Consider the following 17,767-nt stretch of genomic DNA (forward strand, 5'->3'; position numbering starts at 1 on the left):
GAACCGCCTTGTACCGCTGCTCAGCCACGCTCATCTCCCTCATCAAGGGAGTGTCAAGGATCAGCCGAAGTAGGTGTCAACCATCAACCGAAACACTGTCAGGCATCAACCGAAGCCCAAACGTCAAGCATCAGGCGAAGTCGTACAGGCACCGGTGGGCCCCGTGGGACTCGAACCCACAACCTACGGATTAAAAGTCCGCAGCTCTAACCATTGAGCTAGAGGCCCTGGCTGCCGGTTGGCGACCGCAGGTCAGCGTAGCCAACGAGGCGCAGGAGTTCCCACTCCGTTCAACGGGCTCTGTCGGTCAAGGATCAACGGATCAGGCGTTCAACGGCTCTCGGCGAGACAGGTCTCGTAGGAGATGGACCTCGGACAGCCGCGCCAGTCCGACCCGATCACCCCCGCGAGTGCCAGCACCGCCACGAGGCTGATCACGACGGCATACCCGGCGGTGCGCAGGCTGCGCAGGAGCGCGGAGCGGACGAGCAGGGCGGCGAGCAGGCAGGCTGCGGCCAGCAGCAGCAGCTGGCGGGTGCCCGCCGGGTCCGTAGACCGCCCGAAGCCGCCGCCCGAGCACCCGGAGATCCCGCACATCCCGAGCCAGGCCATCAACCCGAAGAACGCGAAACCGGCCACCCCTGCGGCGATCACGAGTACCGACACGACGGTGCGGACCACACGAGCCGGCCGCGGACTCGGGGACTTGGGGGGCACGTTCCCACTGTGTCGCAACCAGCCGTTGCATCGTGGGACCCGGCAAGGAACCAACCCCAGTCAGGCCCGGGCGCCCGGAACCCCGTCCCACCCCGAGCCGTTGGCCCGACATGAACACCCTTACCTGTCCCAAGTGTGGTTCCGACATGCGCAGCTACGAGCGCAACCGGGTCCACGTCGACCAGTGCACGGGATGTGGCGGCCTGTTCCTCGACCGTGGGGAGCTCGAGGCCCTGGTCGCCGCGGAGAACGCGTGGCACCAATCCCCTCCGCAAGCACCTCCCGCGGCGGCAGCGCCGACCCCGCAGCAGCCGCCGGTGCCACAGCCCCCACAGCAGCAGGGGGCGTGGCAACAGCAGCCGGCTCAGAGCTACCAGGCGCCCTACCGCTCGATGTCCAAGGCGCCGTACGGCGGACCCGGCGGCTACGGCCAGCGGCGCAAGAAGTCGTTCCTCAGCGAGCTCTTCGACTGAGCGAGGCCGCCCAGCGAGCATCACCTGAGACAATGGGCGCGATGAAAAACGAGCCCAGTGGCCGACCCGGTCCGCGCCGCCCAGCCTTCTTCAGCCCCATGGCGATGGGGGCGCAGGGCGGCACGGTCCCCGACCCCGCGCAGGTCACCGAGATCGCCCACGAGACGGCCGCGGTCCTGGTGGGCACCGGCCGCGCCAACGACGACCCCGCTCTGACCGCGCGGCTCGTAGCCCTCGTCGACGAGCTGGGGTTGGTCACCGTCGCAGAGCTCTGGGCCGACCGTCCCGCGCGGAGCCTGCCCGGTGCCCTCTGGCGGCTCTACGCCTTGCGAGAGTGGGTGCAGCGCAGCCCGGGTGAGGCCAGCGCCGACTACGCAGCAGGGATCCGCTTCACCGACGTCAACCACGCGGTGGCGGGCGTCGCCGAGCCGCCCGGACCCGCCGAGCTCCGCGAGCTCAGCGACGCGATCCTGCGAGGAGTCTTCGCGGGCGACTTCGCCGTTGCGCTGCAACGGGCGGCGGCGTTCTGTCGCGTCGTGGCCGCGGGCCGCGCCGACCGTGCGGACACGACCGACGCCCAGGACCGCGAGGCCGCCGCCCAGCAGACCCGCCGGGCCGCGTCGATGCTCTCGACCGCCGAGGATCTCGAGGCCGGAGCCCGCCTGTGGCGGGCCGGCGAACTCATCTGAACGGCCCCTTGTGTCGCGGTAAACACGCCGCAGATGGAACAACTCCAGAGCCTCCGGGGTTACAGTCGGACGTGCGTCGGGCCGCGGTAGCCCCGGGTCCCAACTGAAGCCGCTACGAGCGGCCGCGCGCCGTGAGGCGCTCCCGGCCCGACGCACAAATGTTCATCTCCCGGCCATGTCTGGCCACTGATCCACAAGCCTTGGTATGCCGCGTGCGCGCCCCCTCGCTCAGCTGTCCTGGGCCGGCGGTCGACCACCCGGGCAGACCCCCTGGTGAGCCTGTGCGTCCTCTCTCGAGACCCGTCGCGAACGGCGACCCGGACCGCTCCAGCCGCACACGCGGCATACGGCATGACTGAACGAACCCCGGTCCTCGACATCGCGAGGTTCGACCGGGGGGGCACCGCCGAGATCGGGGGTCATGGCCACCATCATCAGGCATAGCCGGATGGGACTAGTCGTGATGGTGTCCGGTATGGCCCATCTGGGTGGTTCCGGGGCATCGCGGGTCAAGAGATAGCAAACTAGATGCGCTGTTCGGCGTTGCCTCGGTTAGCGTTTCATCCATGACCAAGGAACCGCGGGCCGGTGCTGACCTGACCGACGACGCGCTTCAGGACGAGATCGAGCTGGTGGGCGACCTGGTCGTCGCCGCAACTGCCAGTGACGAGCCGCTCACCGAGGACGAGATCGACCGGGCCCTCGGCATCGAGCGCGGGCACCCGACGTCGTCCGACGACGCACCGAGCTCCCCGCACCGGGTCTGGAAGCGTCAGAACGCCTGATCGTCTGCGCGGTACCGACCGGCGACGATCAGCGCCCAGTTGCGCTTTCTCGCGTCCTTGCCCGTAGCATCGTCCACGGCCATCCCCCCTTGCGTGACCGGAGAGAACCGTGGGCTTTCGCCTCACCCCCCAGGAGAACAGTTTTTACGATCTGTTCGCCAAGTCCGCTTCCTACCTCGTCCTCGGCTCGCGTGAGCTGACGACGCTGTTGGGCGTTCCACACGCCGAGCGCGAAGCCGTCGCGACGAAGATGCGGGAGATCGAGCACGCCGCCGACGAGGCGACCCACGAGATCATCCGCAAGGTGAACAGCTCGTTCATCACGCCGTTCGACCGTGAGGACATCCACGGCCTCGCGTCGACGCTGGACGACTGCATGGACATGATGGACGCCGCGGTCGACCTGATCGTGCTCTACCGCATCGGTGACCTCCCGGCCGGCGTGTCCGACCAGGTCGAGGTCCTCTCGCGGATGTCGGAGCTCACGGCTGACGCCATGCCTCGGTTGCGCTCGATGAAGGACCTTTCCGGCTACTGGATCGAGATCAACCGCCTCGAGAACCAGGCCGACCAGATCTACCGCCGGCTGCTCGCCGGACTGTTCAACGGTGACTTCGGTGGCGACACCCTCACGATCATGAAGCTCAAGGAGGTCGTCGAGGAGCTCGAGGCCGCCGCTGACGCGTTCGAGAAGGTGGCTCACAAGGTCGAGAGCATCGCGGTCAAGGAGTCCTGAGCCTCCCCATGGACTGGCTTCCGATCGGAATCGTCATCGCCTTGGCGATGGGCTTCAACTACACCAACGGTTTTCACGACGCGGCCAATGCGATCGCGACCTCGGTCTCGACCCGCGCCCTGACGCCGCGGGTCGCGCTGCTCATGGCCGCAGTGGCCAACCTCTTCGGTGCGTTCTTCGGCAAGAAGATCGCGGACACCGTCGGCAAGGGCATCATCGAGGCGCCCTCGGGCAACCCCGGTCTGGTGATCTGCGCGGCCGCCCTGATCGGCGCCATCGGGTGGAACCTGCTGACCTGGTGGTACGGCCTGCCGTCGTCCTCGTCCCACGCCCTGATCGGCGGCCTGGGTGGTGCCGCCCTGGCTGCGGGTGCTGACGTCAAGTGGACCGGCATCTTCCACAAGGTCATCATCCCGATGATCGCCTCGCCCCTCGTCGGGATCATGCTCGGCTACATCGTCATGGCCACGATCATGTGGCTGTTCCGCCGAGCCCACCCGGGTCGCGTCTCGCGTGGCTTCAGGTATGCGCAGACTGCGTCCGCGGCGGCCATGGCCTTCGGCCACGGCCTCCAGGACGCGTCCAAGACCGCCGGTGTTGTCGTCCTCGCGCTGACCGTTGGTGGCCACTACAACGGCAAGGGCATCCCGCTGTGGGTGCTGCTCATGAGCGCCATCGTGATCTCCCTGGGCACGTATGCCGGTGGGTGGCGGATCATGCGTACCCTCGGCCGCCGGATCATCCACCTCGACCCGCCGCAGGGTTTCGCAGCGGAGACGACGGCGGCCTCGATCCTCTACGTTGCGGGCATGGCGTTCGGCGCCCCGATCTCGACCACCCACACCATCACCTCGGCGATCATGGGCGTCGGCGCGACCAAGCGGCTGTCGGCTGTGCGGTGGGGCGTGGCCGGCAACATCGTCGGCGCCTGGATCCTGACCTTCCCCGGCGCCGGCCTGGTCGCCGCCGCCAGCTGCCTCCTGATCAACCTCTTCGTCTGACCGCCCCCGCTCCTGGCCACGGGTGCTGGGGGTAGGACGGGTTCGGCGCTACTCGGCGCTGCTCGGCGCTGCTCGGCCCTGCTCGGCCCTGGTCTGCTCGCACTTGTTGCGATCTGGTGGTCACCCCGGTCCGGTTTGGGGGGTGCCGTGACCATCGGACGGCAACAAGTCGGGGGCAGCGCGAGGCCACGGCGGGCAGCGCGGGGCGAGTTCGGCCGGCGCCCGACCACCGTGGCCGCGACGCCGCGCCCGCATCGGTCGTGCTGGTCCACAGGGTCAGGGTCGACGCGGGCTGTTTCCACAGGCCCAAGGTCAGGCATGGTCCGCGACAGCCTCGCCACCCACGATCGAAGGATGAGGACAACCCCTGAAGCAGCGTGGCAGTCCCTGCCCCAACCCTTCCTGGCCAGGGAGGCGTTAGCCGCCGGCCTGAGCAGCACCAGCATCGCCGGGGCAGTCAGACGGCGTCAGATCATTCCTGTCGCGCCCAGCCTGTACGCCGTCCGCGAGCCCTGGCTCGAACTCGACCCCCAAGAGCTTCATCGGGCCATGTCCCGTGCCGCGAGCGCGTCCGTCAAGGGTGGGGTGCTGAGCCACCAGAGCGCTGCCCTTGTGCACGGGCTCCCACAGCCCTTGGGCCCACTTGGTGCCGTGAGCCTGACAGTGCCCGAGTCCGAGCGCACTGCCGCCCGAGATGACTGGAGGCGCCTGCTGGATGGCGACCTCCCTTCCGATCACGTCACCGAGGTTTCGGGCCTTCCCGTGACGACGGTCGACCGCACTGTCATCGACTGCCTTCGCCAGCTGCGGCTCCGCGACGCCTTGGCGATCGCCGATGGAGCGCTGCGCAACGGGACGACCAGTCCTGACGCACTGCGGGCGATGCGGGCCTTCCAGACGAGGTGGCCGGGCGTCACGAAGGCCGACGCCGGGATTGCCATGGCGGATGCGCGTCGCGAGAGCTGGCTCGAGTCAGCCTCCGTCGCCACAGCGCACCAGTTGGGCTTCTCGGTGCCGATGAGCCAGGTATGGATCCACCACCTGGATGGACGACTCATAGGCAGGGTCGACTTCCTGTGGGCACTGGCTGGCGTGATCGGCGAGGCGGACGGCCGCGGCAAGTACCTGGGTGCCTACGGCTCGGACACCTGGGACGCCGACGAAGCCGCGACCCACATGCTCGCCGAGCGGGAACGCGAACGCGAGCTCGAGTCAGTGGGTTTCGCGGTGGCGAGGTGGGACACAAGCGACGTCCTGGGTGGCGGTTCTGGCTTGGCTCAGGTCTTGCGATCCGCTCGTCGTCGGGCAGATCCGAGCCGGATCCGCTGTCTTTGGAGGCAGGACCCTGAGGACGACCTGCGTCTCTGGAGTGCGGAGACCATGCGGATGGGCGGAGATGACGGCCCCTACGCCGCCTAACTCCGGGCGACTTGTTGCGCGCCGGTGGTCACGAGGGGGCCGATTGCGGCGTTGGTGACGATTAGCGCGCAACAGGTCGCAGCGCTAGGGGAGTTGTTGCCGGCAGGTGGTCACGAGTGGGCCGTTTGCAGCGATGGTGACGATCTGCGCGCAACAAGTCGCAGCGCCGGGGGACTTGTTGCGCGCCGGTGGTCACGAGGGGGCCGATTGCGGGGCTGGTGACGATCTGCGCGCAACAAGTCGCAGCGCCGGGGGACTTGTTGCCGACCGGTGGTCACGAGGGGGCCGATTGCGGCGTTGGTGACGATTAGCGCGCAACAGGTCGCAGCGCGGCAGGCGCAGGGTTCAGCCGAAGCGACCGCTGATGTAGTCCTCCGTGGCCTTCACCCCGGGGTTGTTGAAGATCTTCTGGGTGTCGGCGACCTCGACCAGCTTGCCGGGCTTGCCAGTGGCCGCGAGGTTGAAGAAGGCGGTCTGGTCGGAGACCCGTGCTGCCTGCTGCATGTTGTGGGTGACGATCACGATCGTGTACTGGCTCTTCAGCTCCGAGATCAGGTCCTCGATGGCCAGGGTCGAGATCGGATCGAGCGCCGAGCAGGGCTCGTCCATCAGCAGCACCTGCGGCTCGACCGCGATGGCCCGGGCGATGCACAGCCGCTGCTGCTGGCCACCGGACAGTCCGGCGCCGGGCTTGGCCAGCCGGTCCTTGACCTCGTTCCACAGGTTGGCCCCGTTGAGCGACTTCTCCACGACCTCGTCGAGCTTGGCCTTCCCGCGGACGCCGTTCAGCCGGAGCCCGGCCGCGACGTTGTCGTAGATCGACATCGTGGGGAACGGGTTGGGTCGCTGGAACACCATCCCGACCGTCCGGCGCACCGCCACGGGGTCGACGCCCGATGCGTACAGGTCCTGGTCGTCGAGCATGACCTTGCCCTCGACGCGACCGCCGGGGATCACCTCGTGCATCCGGTTGAGGGTGCGCAGGAACGTGGACTTCCCGCAGCCCGACGGCCCGATGAACGCGGTCACCGAGCGTGGCTCCACGGTCATCGTGACGCCCTCGACGGCCTTGAACGCGCCGTAGTAGACGTTCAGGTCACTGACGTCGATTCGCTTGGCCATGGTCTGTTCTTTCGTCCTTCGGATCGAGTATGCCGGGTGGCCGGCACGGTCGCGGAGCGGGGTTTCGCGGGTGGCTTACTTCTTGACGGAGCCGAGCCGGGCGATGACACGGCCGGCCAGGTTGAGGATCAGGATCAGCAGGATCAGGGTGAGCGCGGCAGCCCAGACGCGGTCGACCGCGGGCTGCAGGCTCTCGGTGCGGTCCTGGTTGATCATCGTGGGGAGCGTCGGCATGAGGCCGCTGAACAGGTCCGTGGCGATGGACTTGGAGTAGGGCCCGAGGATCAGCAGCGGTGCGGTCTCACCCATGACCCGGGCCAGTCCCAGCAGCACGCCGGTGATGATGCCCGAGAAGGCGGTGGGCAGGACGACCCGCACGATCGTCTTCCACTTGGGCACTCCCAGGGCGTACGCCGCCTCACGCAGCTCGTTCGGCACGAGCTTGAGCATCTCCTCGGTGGAGCGCACCACGACCGGCACCATCAGCAGCACGAGAGCCAGGCAGACCGCGAAGCCGACCCGCTGGAATCCGAACGTCGTCACCCAGAGCGCATAGACGAACAGGCCGGCGACGATCGAGGGCACACCGGTCAGGATGTCGACCATGAAGGACACGGCCTTCGCCAGTCGGCCTCGGCCGTACTCGACGAGGTAGATCGCGGTCATCACGCCGATCGGCACGGAGATGGCCGCGGTCGTGAGGCCCTGGATCAGGGTGCCCTGGATGGCGTGGATGGCGCCGCCACCTTCGCGGCGGGCCGTGATGCCCTTCTGGGAGTTCGTCCACCACTGGGCGTCCAGGAGCAGGTGGGCGCCCTTGCTGACGACGGTCCACAGGATCCACAGCAGCGGCACGAGGGCGAGCAGGAACGCGCCCCACATCACCACCCGCGCCAGCTGGTCCCGGATCTCGCGCCCGCGGGCCGGGTGGCCGAGGGCCGGGATCGTGGAGCCGTTGGACGCCTGGTCGGGCCGCACGGTGTCGACGGTGCTCATTCGATGAACGCCTTCCTGCGCTCGATCACGATGCGGGCGATCGCGTTGACGATGAAGGTCAGCACGAACAGCACCAGCCCGGCCGCGATGAACGCGCCGGTCTTCGCGGGGGAGTCGAACTCCCCGGCGTTGTTGGCGATGCGCGACGCGAACGTCTCGCCGCCGTTGAACAGCGACCAGGTCCAGCCAGTTCCGGCGGCCAGGGTCGAGAGGATGATCGTGACGGCGATGGTCTCGCCGAGGGCGCGGCCGAGGGCCAGCATGGCGGCCGAGATGACGCCGGCCTTGCCGAACGGCAGCACCGCGACGCGGATCATCTCCCACTTGGTCGCGCCGAGGGCCAGCGCGCCTTCCGTGTGGGTCACGGGCGTCTGGGCGAACACCTCGCGCGACAGCGCCGTGACGATCGGGAGCACCATGATCGCCAGGACGATGCCGACGAACAGGATCGTGCTCCCGCCGCTGATGCCCGCGTCGGAGAAGAGAGGGAACCAGCCCAGCGTGTCCTTGAGGAAGTTCTGGACCGGCTCGAACACCGGGCCGAAGGTCTTCAGGCCCCAGATGCCGTAGACGATCGAGGGCACCGCGGCGAGCAGGTCCACGAGGTTCGCCGCCGGCCGCGAGAGCCACCTCGGCGCGTACTGCGTGATGAACAGCGCCACCGCCACCCCGACCGGCACCGCGATGAGCATGCCGATGGTCGAGACGGCAATGGTGGTCCACAGCAGCTCGACGATCCCGAACTTCAGGTTCGACGCGTTGTCGACCGACCACTCGCTCGAGGTGAGGAAGTTGACCTTGTCGTCGGCGATCGCCGGGATGGCCTGCCAGAGCAGGAACACCCCGACCAGCGACACCAGGCCGATGACGAGGATCCCGGCGCCCTTGGCCGCACCCCCGAAGAGACGGTCGCCGAGCCGTCCGGTGCCGGCGCCATCGCCGCTCAGGGTGGGTCGGCCGTCGGGTCCGGGCAGCTCGTCAGCGATCGAAACGCCGGTTACGGAGCTCACGTTGCGCCTCTCGGTGCGTGTGGTCGTGGTCGTGGTGCGTGCGGTCGTGGTGGTGCGTGCCTTCGCACAGTCCACCAGACGTTCGTCCATCCATCAGAACGGGTATGCCGGGGAGCTGGCAACCAGCCAGCCCCCCGGCATACCCGGTGTGGGTCAGGACAGCGCTGCGATCGCGGTGTCGACCTTGGTGCGGACCTCGTCGGGGAGCGGCGCGTAGCCGATCTCCTCGAGGGACTTCTGCGTGTCGGCGGAGGCGAAGTGCGTCAGGAAGGCCTTGGTGAGGGCCGTCTTGGCGGCGTCCTTGCCCTTGGAGCAGACGATCTCGTAGGTCACCAGCAGGATCGGGTAGGCCCCGGCCTCCTTGGTGGCGTAGTCCAGCTTGAGGCGCAGGTCGTTGCCTTCGCCGTCGGCCTTCGCGGCGGACACGGCCTTGCCCACGGAGGCACCGCTGAGCTCGACCGGGCCGGCGCCGTTGTCGATCTGGGCGATGCCCAGCTTGTTGTCCTTGGCGTAGGACCACTCGGCGTAGGTGATGCCACCCTCGGTGGCCTTGACGGCACCGGCGACACCGGCGGACTTCTCCTTGCCCTCACCCTTGCCCAGCCACTTCTTGCCGGGCTCGGAGGTCCAGGCAGCCGGGGCTGCGGCCTTGAGGTACTTGGTGAAGTTCTCGGTCGTGCCCGACTCGTCAGAGCGGAAGAACACCTTGATCGGCTCGCTCGGCAGGGTCACGCCCGCGTTGAGCTTGGCGATCGACGCGTCGTTCCACGTCGTGACCTTGCCGCTGAAGATGTTGGCGGCGACCTCGGGGGTCAGGACGAGCTTGTCGACGCCCTTGACGTTGTAGGAGACCGCGATGGGGCCGGTGACCATCGGCAGGTTCCAGGCGGGGGAGCCGCAGAACTTCGCCGCGGCGTCGGCCTCGATGACCCCGTCCTTCTCAACGGTCTTGAGCGCGGAGTCGGAGCCGGCGAAGTCGACCTGGCCCGCGATGAACTGCTTGATGCCCGCGCCGGAACCGGTCGGGTTGTAGTTGACGGTGGTGCCGGCGCACTCGTCCTGGAACGACGCGATGGCCTCTTCGATGGCGTTCTTCTGAGCCGAGGAGCCCTCGCCGTTCAGGGTGCCGCTCTTGGGGCAGGCCGACGTGGTGGTGGAGCTCGAGTCCGACGAACCGCCGGAGCTGCCGGCGTTGTTGTCGGAGCCGCACGCGGTCAGCGCGATCGAGCTGACCAAGGCGACGCTGGCCACCAGGCCAAGACGCTGAATCTTCACGGTGTTCAAACCTTTCCACAGGGGAAAATCAGGGGCGGGCATTCGTACCCGACGCCCCGAAGGTAGGCAGGGCGAGTGACGCAGCGGCCCGTGGAGGGTGAACGGACGGTGAACACCAGTCAGACATTCGAGGTCGCCCCACCGACCCCCCGGGATGCAGTGGGTGAACGAGAGGTCAGGAGTGCGTCAGCACGGGCTCAGCCGCGGGCGTGGTGCGGCGGAAGGTGGCGCTCGACGGCCACCACGCGCGCGGCCGCTCCGGTACCCACGAGGTGGGCGACGAGGACCTCCCCCTTGGCCATCTTGTCGCGGGCCGCAGCCCTCAGCGCTGCCCGGACCAGGTCGGCCTCCGGCTCGTCGGGAGCAACCTGGGCGAGCAGCAGACCGAGCAGCGCCGGGAGCACCGGTCCGTGGCTGCACAGCGCTGCGGGGGCACCCCGCTCGACCAGCCGCTCGAGGTGCCGGAGGGCGCGAGCCGGCTCCGCGGCATACCCCTCCTCGCTGAGGCCGTCCTTGGTGCGCATCGGCGCCCCGAGCCGCGCCGCGAAGGGGCGCAGGGTGTCGGCGCAGCGCACCGAGGGCGAGCTGACCAACCGCTTGACGCCGTATGCCGCGAGCAGCGGTGCGATGCCCGCCGCGCGTTCCTGCCCGGTGGCGTCGAGGGGACGCAGCTGGTCGTCCTGCGCCCACGAGCCGCGTCCCACCGCATGGGCGTGACGCACGAGGGCCAACGGCCAGGTGGTCAGGGTCCCGACGTTGTCGGCCCGCACCACCGCGCGCAGCTGGTCACGGTCGCGGGCGTAGTCGAGGCGGTCAGACGCGGCGACCACGTCCAGCCAGCGCACCTCGTCGATCTCGTTCACCAACGGCCCGGCGGGGCTGGTGGCCTCGGCTGCCCAGTAGCGGACCTCCTTGGTCGCCGGCTGGCCGGTCGCGTCGAGCACGGTGTACTCCGCGCCGGGCAGCGGCCGACCCAGCCCGACGGCCAGCGACGTCTCCTCGAGGGTCTCTCGCACGGCGGCGACCGGCCACTCCTCGCCCGGGTCGAGCTTGCCCTTGGCCCACGACCAGTCGTCGTACTTCGGTCGGTGCACCAGCGCGACCTCGAGCTGACCGCGTCGGCGGCGCCACGGGACGGTGCCCGCGGCAGGGATCGGGGCGGTCAACGCCGGCGGGCCTTGCGGCGACGCTTGGCGTGCATCTCGATCATGGCGCTCTGCAGGTCGGCGAGTGGCTCGCCGTCCTCGTCGAAGTTCACCCGCGTCCACCGGCCGTCGCCGGTCAGCCGCCAGTGTGCGTAGGTGTCGCTCATGCCGCGGGCCATCAGCGACTGCAGGTCGGCGATGTGCTGGGGGTCCGCGAGGCGCACCAGCGCCTCGACCCTGCGGTCGAGGTTGCGGTGCATCATGTCGGCGCTGCCGATGTAGACCTCGGGTTCCCCACCACCGCCGAACAGGAACACCCGTGAGTGCTCGAGGAAGCGCCCGAGGACGGAGTGCACCCTGATGGTCTCGGAGAGCCCCGGCACGCCCGGGCGCAGCGAGCAGATGCCGCGCACCCAGATGTCGACGACCACCCCGGCCTGCGAGGCGCGGTAGAGCGCGTCGATGAGCTGCTCGTCGACGATCGAGTTGAGCTTCAGCTGGACCAGGCCCCCGCGCCCTGCCTCCACGTGGTCGATCTCGGCGTCGATGCGTTCGAGCAGCCCGGACCGGACGGACCTCGGTGCCACCAGCAGCCGCTTGAACTTGCTGCGGGGGGCGAAGCCGGACAGCTGGTTGAACAGGCGCGCCAGGTCGTCGCCCACCTGCGGGTCGGAGGTCAGCAGGCCGAAGTCCTCGTAGAGGCGGGCGGTCTTGCCGTTGTAGTTGCCGGTGCCGATGTGGCAGTAGCGGCGCAGGCTGCCGTCCTGCTCCTGGCGCACCACCATGCAGAGCTTGGCGTGGGTCTTGAGCCCGACCATGCCGTAGACGACGTGGACGCCCGCGTGCTCGAGCTTGCGGGCCCAGGAGATGTTGTTCTTCTCGTCGAAGCGCGCCTTGATCTCGACGATGGCCAGCACCTGCTTGCCGGACTCGGCGGCGTCGATGAGGGCGTCGATGATGGGGGAGTCGCCGCTCGTGCGATAGAGGGTCTGCTTGATGGCGAGCACGTTGGGGTCGTTCGCCGCCTGCTCGATGAAGGCCTGGACCGAGGTCGAGAAGGAGTCATAGGGGTGTTGAAGCAGCACGTCCTTGTCGCGGACGATCGGCAGGATCTCCGACGGCTTGGAGCTCTCGGCGGGCGCGAGGTCGGGGTGCATCTGCCCACGGAACGGCGGGTAGCGCAGGTCCGAGCGCTCGAGGTCCGCGACGAGGTTGAGCCCGCGCAGGTCGAGGGGAGCCGGGAGCCGGTAGACCTCGCTGTCCGTGACACCGAGCTCACGGACCAGCATGTCGAGCACGTGGTCGTCGATGGTCTCGTCCACCTCCAGACGGACCGGTGGCCCGAACCGGCGACGGGTGAGCTCCTTCTCCAGGGCGGTGAGGAGGTTCTCGGCGTCGTCCTCCTCGACCTCGAGGTCCTCGTTGCGGGTCACCCGGAAGGTGAAGTGCTCCCGCACCTCCATGCCGGGGAAGAGCATGTCGAGGTGGGAGGCGATGACGTCCTCGAGCGGCACGAACCGAGTGCTGAACAGGTCCGACGTCGACGGTTCGCCGGCCTCGGGCTCGATGTGCAGCAGCCGGGGCAGCAGGGGTGGGACCTTCACGCGGGCGAAGTGCTCCTTGCCCGTCTTGGGGTTGATCAGCACCACCGCGAGGTTGAGCGACAGCCCCGAGATGTAGGGGAACGGGTGGGCCGGGTCGACCGCCAAGGGGGTGAGGACCGGGAAGACGCGGTCCGTGAACAGGCCCGAGTGGAGTGTCTGCTCGGTCTCGCTCAGCTCGTCCCACCGGACGATCGAGATGCCCTCCTCCTCGAGGGCGGGTTGCACCTTTTCCTTGTAGACGAGGGTCTGCATAGCCTGCAGCTCGTGCGCGACGAGCGAGATCTGCTCGAGGACCTCACGGGGCTCGAGACCTGAGGCTGAGCGCACGGCCAGGCCGGTGGCGATGCGACGCTTGAGCCCGGCCACCCGGACCATGAAGAACTCGTCGAGGTTCGACGTGAAGATCGCCAGGAACCGCGCGCGCTCGAGCAGCGGCACCGACTCGTCGGCGGCCAGCTGGAGGACGCGTTCGTTGAACTGAAGCCACGAGATCTCGCGGTCGAGGAACCGGTCGGCAGGCAGGCCGCTGTCGTCCTGGCCCCCCGCGGCGTGGACGACCCGCATGAAGCGCCCGTTGGACGCCCGCGGCTGCGCGCTGGCGATCGACACCTCGTGGCCGGACTCATCGCCGTCGAAGATCTCGGGCTCGTCCGCGGGGCGGGTCGTCACACTCATGGCGTCATCCTGACAGTGCCGGGTGAACGCGCCGGCTGAACAGCGCGCGAATACATCACGTCGACCATGATGCTGCGAAAACCGAGCCCCGTGTAGGTGCGTATCGCGGCCTGGTTGTCACCGTCGACGTAGAGGACCACCTCGGGAAGTCCCAGCCCCGCGAGGTGGGCCAGCCCCAGCGCCGTCACCGGCCGCCCGAGACCTCGTCCCTGGTATGCCGGGTGCACGCCGACCACGTACACCTCACCTGCCGGTCGGGCCGGGTCGACGGACGAGCGCTCGTCCGGGTCGACCTTGGTCCAGTGGAAGGCTGCGACCGCCCCTGCGGACGGATCCCTGGTGGCGGCGTCGGCCTCGATGAGGATGAACCCGGCCGCGTCGAACCACGGGAGCGCCATCCGTTCCCGGAGGTCGGCCAGCGTCAGGCGCCCCTGCTCGGGGTGGTGCGCGAAGGCCGCGGCGTTGGTCGCCAGCCAGTCCTCCTCGTCGCGGCCGGCCTCGAAGGACCGTGCCGTGAAACCGGGCGGCAGCGCGCTCGCCGCGGGCTCGAGGTCTGCCTCCGTGAGCGGTCGGGCCATCTTGTGCAGCTCACGGACCGCCGTGAGCTGCGCGCTGGCAGCAAGGGCCCGAGCGGCCGGCAGCTGGCCGTGGGCCCACAGCCGGGCCCCGGGTGCAGTCTCGAGGACCGCGTCCACGAGGGCGCGACCGATGCCCTGACGCCGGAAGTCGGGGTCGACGACGAGCTCACCCGAGCCGTCGTCCCCGGCGGCGGAGTCGAGCTGGGCGTACCCCGCAAGCTGCCGACCGGCATCCCCGAGCAGGTGGCGGACCCGGCCACTCGGTGTGGCGAGGGACAGGAGCGACTGCTCCGACAGGGGAGCGACGCCGTCAAGAGCGGCGGCACGTCGCTGCAGGTCATGAACCTGGGCGACTTGGCTGGGGGTCAAGGTGTCGGCGAGGCGGACGGGAGTCAAGGGCACGTAAAACATTGCACCATGCATCTTCCCTCGCCAAAGATCCGCGGTTAGCGTGCACAGGTCCGGCTACCGCCGGTTTTCCTCCCGCACAAGGACGCACACATGACCTCATCCCGCACCCGACGCCTATCCAGCGTCGTGGCCGTGGCCGCCCTCGCGGCCACCGGTGCGGCCTTCACGGGAGGCAGCACGTCCGCTGCCCCCAACGGGCCGACCATCGACATCCAGCTGCTGTCGTTCAACGACTTCCACGGGAACCTCGAGCCCCCGTCGGGCTCCGGCGGCCGGACCATCACCTCGGACACCTACACCGAGACGTCGAGCACCAACCCGAACACCGGCGTGACCACCTACGCGGTGACCCCCACGACGGTGAACGCCGGTGGAGTCGAGTACCTCGCGGGACACCTCAAGGCCATGCGTCAGGGACACCCGTACACCGCGACCGTCGCAGCGGGCGACATCGTCGGAGCCTCGCCGCTCCTGTCGGCCGCGTTCCACGACGAGCCGAGCATCGAGGCAATGAACAGCCTGGGCCTCGACGTCACCGCCGTGGGCAACCACGAGTTCGACGAGGGGTACAAGGAGCTGCAGCGACTGGCCAACGGTGGCTGCCTCGACGACGGCGCCGGCGCGGCCAACCAGGACTCCTGCCCCGGTGGCAAGAGCTTCGCGGGTGCGTCCTTCCCGATCCTCGCGGCCAACGTCCGCTACAAGGCGACCGGCCAGACGATCCTGCCGGCCACGTGGGTCAAGAACTTCAAGGGAGCCAAGATCGGCTTCATCGGCATGACCCTCAAGGACACGCCGAACATCGTGACCGCGTCGGGCATCGAGGGACTGGAGTTCACCGACGAGGTGGACACCGCTAACGCGTTGGTCCCCCAGCTCGAGGCGCAGGGCGTCAAGGCGATCGTCGTCCTCATCCACCAGGGTGGCGTCCCCCTGCGGACCGCGACCTATCCCGGTGGGCCCCACACCAACCCGGCCAGCGGTCTGGAGAACCGGTTCGACTCGGCCTGCCCCACGGGCACCAGCACGGGCCTGAACCCCAACACCAGCGCGAGCCCGATCATCCCGATCGCGAGGGCGCTGTCCCCGCAGATCGACATGATCGTCAGCGGCCACACCCACACGCCGTACGTCTGCAGCATCCCCGACCCGGCAGGGCAGCCGCGCCTGGTGACGTCGGCGTCCTCGTTCGGCCGTCTCGTGACCGAGACGACGCTGACCTTCGACCGTCGCACCCAGGACATCGTGCGCAGCTCGGTGGCCGGCAGCAACGTCATCGTCACCCGCGATCCGGCCCTCAAGGACGCGGCGGAGACCAAGATCATCGCCGACTACAAGACCCTCATCGCCCCCATCGCGAGCAAGGTTCTCGGTTCGATCAGCACGGACATCACGACGTCGGCGAGCTCCGCGGGCGAGTCCAAGCTCGGGGACCTCATCGCCGACGCCCAGCTGGCCGACCCGTCGACCATCACCGGTGGCCAGACCCCGGTGATCGCCTTCATGAACCCGGGTGGCATCCGCACCAACCTCACCTACGCGAACAAGTCGTGGAACGAGGCCCCCGGTGAGGTGACCTACGACGAGGCCTTCCAGGTGCAGCCGTTCAACAACTACCTCGTCTCGGTGTCGCTCACGGGCGCACAGATCAAGGAGATCCTGCGCGAGCAGTGGGGTGGTGGTGCGACGACCTCGCCCAACACCGTTGCCAGGCCGGTCATCCTGCAGGTGTCGGCGGGCTTCGCCTACAGCTACAGCGACACCCCCACGGGCCGAGTTCTCGGGCCGGTGACCCTGGGTGGTGCCGAGATCAGTGACACGGCCAGCTACCGCGTCGTGACGAACAACTTCGTCGCGGACGGTGGAGACGGCCTTCCCGGCTTCCGGGTCGGCACCGGCAGGTTCTTCGGCGGCCTCGACATCGACGCCTTCGCGAACTACCTGCAGGCGCACTCGCCGTACAGCCCGGTCGCGGACGCCCGGATCACGAAGAACTGAGCACGACGTACTGACGCGGCAACGCGGCATACGCACTGACGCGGCAACGCGGCATACGGCAACGACGAAGGCGCCCCACCCGGGAACGGGGGGGGGCCCGCAGCCGGCGGATGTGGACGTCGACGGTGCGGGTGCCCCCGTAGTAGTCGTAGCCCCAGACCTCCTGGAGCAGCTGGGCCCGGCTGAACACGCGACCCGGGTGCTGGGCGAGGTACTTGAGGAGCTCGAACTCCTTGTAGGTCAGGTCGAGCAGCCGTCCACGGACACGGGCGGAGTAGGTCGCCTCGTCGATCGTGACGTCGCCCGAGGTGATCTGGACGTCCTCGGGCTCCTGGGTGTCCACGAGTCGGCCTGCCGCCAGCCGAAGCCGCGCCTCGACCTCGGCGGGGCCGGCGGACTCGAGCAGGACCTCGTCGACCCCCCACTCGGCCGTGATGCCCGCCAGGCCGCCCTCGGTGAGGATGGCGATGAGGGGCACGGACATCCCCGTGGCACGGAGGACGCGGCACAGGGAGCGGGCCACCGCCAGGTCGCGGCGGGCGTCCAGCAGGACGGCATCGCAGGGTGGGGCGTCGACCAGCGCGGTCGGCTCGGCCGGGATGATGCGCACGTGGTGGGTGAGCAGACCCAGTGCCGGAAGCACCTCGGCGCTGGGCGCCAAGGCGTTCGTCAGCAGCAACAGACGGGCCATGCCTTGAAAGGATACGGGCGAGGGCCCCCCGGCGGGCCTGTGCACACATGGTGAGACCCTTGTCTCACGGAAAGAGCTCACGAGAAGAGCTCGACGGAGTCGCCTGAGAGGAGCGTGGGTATGCCGCGTGACGACGATGCGCCGACGGTCACCGTCGGCTCGACCGAGGTTGGCAGTGCCACGGTCCGCAGTGCCACGGTCGGCAGTGCCACGGTCCGCTACTGGGCCGGTGCCCGGGCTGCGGCCGGCGTGGAGACCGACCTCGTGCGTGACTGCGCAACGATCGCCGAGGCCGTGGCGGCGGTCGACGCGCTCCACCCCGGGCTGGCGCCGGTGACGGCAGTCAGCACGCTGCTCCTCGACGGCCGGGCGGCGCACCGCGACGACCCCCTCCCGGACGGTTCGGTGCTGGAGGTACTGCCTCCCTTCGCCGGGGGGTGAT

General features: G+C 69.0%; 17 protein-coding genes and 1 tRNA gene. 8 read left to right on the forward strand and 10 right to left on the reverse strand.

Going from position 1 to position 17,767, the window contains the following annotated elements:
• Positions 1 to 155 precede the first annotated feature (155 nt).
• Together AC1DS4_RS18445 and AC1DS4_RS18450 are read right to left on the reverse strand one after the other, a co-directional pair.
• Positions 156 to 228 (reverse strand) — tRNA-Lys (locus tag AC1DS4_RS18445).
• 102 nt (positions 229 to 330) lie between these two features.
• Positions 331 to 717 (reverse strand): hypothetical protein, encoded by a 387-nt coding sequence (locus tag AC1DS4_RS18450; protein WP_477633648.1) that lies wholly within the window; start codon positions 715 to 717, stop codon positions 331 to 333.
• Positions 718 to 827: 110 nt separating this feature from the next.
• Between AC1DS4_RS18450 and AC1DS4_RS18455 the strand changes: the two genes are divergently transcribed.
• From AC1DS4_RS18455 to AC1DS4_RS18480, 6 genes are all read left to right on the forward strand, one after another.
• Entirely contained in the window at positions 828 to 1,190 is a 363-nt protein-coding gene (locus AC1DS4_RS18455) for a TFIIB-type zinc ribbon-containing protein (RefSeq protein ID WP_477633647.1), read from the forward strand.
• 41 nt (positions 1,191 to 1,231) lie between these two features.
• A complete protein-coding gene (locus AC1DS4_RS18460; RefSeq protein WP_477633646.1) occupies positions 1,232 to 1,879 on the forward strand; it encodes a hypothetical protein in 648 nt (215 codons plus the stop codon).
• Positions 1,880 to 2,445: 566 nt separating this feature from the next.
• Complete coding sequence (locus AC1DS4_RS18465) at positions 2,446 to 2,664, forward strand: hypothetical protein (protein ID WP_477614001.1); 219 nt, start codon at positions 2,446 to 2,448, stop codon at positions 2,662 to 2,664.
• Between the two features lie 109 nt (positions 2,665 to 2,773).
• Complete coding sequence (locus tag AC1DS4_RS18470; protein WP_477614000.1) at positions 2,774 to 3,400, forward strand: DUF47 domain-containing protein; 627 nt, start codon at positions 2,774 to 2,776, stop codon at positions 3,398 to 3,400.
• 8 nt (positions 3,401 to 3,408) lie between these two features.
• Positions 3,409 to 4,401: an inorganic phosphate transporter gene (locus tag AC1DS4_RS18475; protein ID WP_477613999.1), complete on the forward strand. Its 993-nt coding sequence runs from the start codon at positions 3,409 to 3,411 to the stop codon at positions 4,399 to 4,401.
• 651 nt (positions 4,402 to 5,052) lie between these two features.
• Entirely contained in the window at positions 5,053 to 5,820 is a 768-nt protein-coding gene (locus tag AC1DS4_RS18480; protein WP_477646099.1) for a hypothetical protein, read from the forward strand.
• Between the two features lie 345 nt (positions 5,821 to 6,165).
• Here AC1DS4_RS18480 and pstB read toward each other — a convergent pair whose 3' ends face one another.
• The 7 genes from pstB to mshD form a co-directional block, all read right to left on the reverse strand.
• On the reverse strand, positions 6,166 to 6,942 hold the full coding sequence (gene pstB / locus AC1DS4_RS18485; protein WP_477613997.1) for a phosphate ABC transporter ATP-binding protein PstB: 777 nt from the start codon (positions 6,940 to 6,942) through the stop codon (positions 6,166 to 6,168).
• A gap of 75 nt (positions 6,943 to 7,017) precedes the next feature.
• Positions 7,018 to 7,938: a phosphate ABC transporter permease PstA gene (pstA, locus tag AC1DS4_RS18490; protein WP_477613996.1), complete on the reverse strand. Its 921-nt coding sequence runs from the start codon at positions 7,936 to 7,938 to the stop codon at positions 7,018 to 7,020.
• Positions 7,935 to 8,948: a phosphate ABC transporter permease subunit PstC gene (gene pstC, locus AC1DS4_RS18495; RefSeq protein WP_477633644.1), complete on the reverse strand. Its 1,014-nt coding sequence runs from the start codon at positions 8,946 to 8,948 to the stop codon at positions 7,935 to 7,937. The genes pstA and pstC overlap by 4 nt, the downstream gene beginning before the upstream one ends.
• A 153-nt stretch (positions 8,949 to 9,101) precedes the next feature.
• Positions 9,102 to 10,223 (reverse strand): phosphate ABC transporter substrate-binding protein PstS, encoded by a 1,122-nt coding sequence (pstS, locus tag AC1DS4_RS18500; RefSeq protein ID WP_477613994.1) that lies wholly within the window; start codon positions 10,221 to 10,223, stop codon positions 9,102 to 9,104.
• 197 nt (positions 10,224 to 10,420) lie between these two features.
• Complete coding sequence (locus AC1DS4_RS18505) at positions 10,421 to 11,389, reverse strand: NUDIX hydrolase (protein WP_477633643.1); 969 nt, start codon at positions 11,387 to 11,389, stop codon at positions 10,421 to 10,423.
• On the reverse strand, positions 11,386 to 13,647 hold the full coding sequence (locus tag AC1DS4_RS18510; protein ID WP_477613992.1) for an RNA degradosome polyphosphate kinase: 2,262 nt from the start codon (positions 13,645 to 13,647) through the stop codon (positions 11,386 to 11,388). Before AC1DS4_RS18510 ends, AC1DS4_RS18505 begins: the two co-directional genes overlap by 4 nt.
• A complete protein-coding gene (mshD, locus tag AC1DS4_RS18515) occupies positions 13,644 to 14,627 on the reverse strand; it encodes a mycothiol synthase (RefSeq protein ID WP_477633642.1) in 984 nt (327 codons plus the stop codon). The genes AC1DS4_RS18510 and mshD overlap by 4 nt, the downstream gene beginning before the upstream one ends.
• 99 nt (positions 14,628 to 14,726) lie before the next feature.
• Here mshD and AC1DS4_RS18520 point away from each other — a divergent pair, with 99 nt between their 5' ends.
• The gene (locus AC1DS4_RS18520; RefSeq protein WP_477624449.1) at positions 14,727 to 16,634 is read left to right on the forward strand and encodes a bifunctional metallophosphatase/5'-nucleotidase; all 1,908 of its coding nucleotides are present in this window, start codon (positions 14,727 to 14,729) and stop codon (positions 16,632 to 16,634) included.
• On the opposite strand, the gene AC1DS4_RS18525 is transcribed toward AC1DS4_RS18520, so the two are convergent.
• Positions 16,621 to 17,325: a winged helix-turn-helix domain-containing protein gene (locus tag AC1DS4_RS18525; protein ID WP_477646100.1), complete on the reverse strand. Its 705-nt coding sequence runs from the start codon at positions 17,323 to 17,325 to the stop codon at positions 16,621 to 16,623. The two genes, AC1DS4_RS18520 and AC1DS4_RS18525, sit on opposite strands and share 14 nt — an antisense overlap.
• 120 nt (positions 17,326 to 17,445) lie before the next feature.
• Here AC1DS4_RS18525 and AC1DS4_RS18530 point away from each other — a divergent pair, with 120 nt between their 5' ends.
• A complete protein-coding gene (locus AC1DS4_RS18530; RefSeq protein ID WP_477624448.1) occupies positions 17,446 to 17,766 on the forward strand; it encodes a MoaD/ThiS family protein in 321 nt (106 codons plus the stop codon).
• Position 17,767: the final 1 nt, after the last annotated feature.

The organism is Pedococcus sp. P3_C7 (assembly GCF_056402615.1).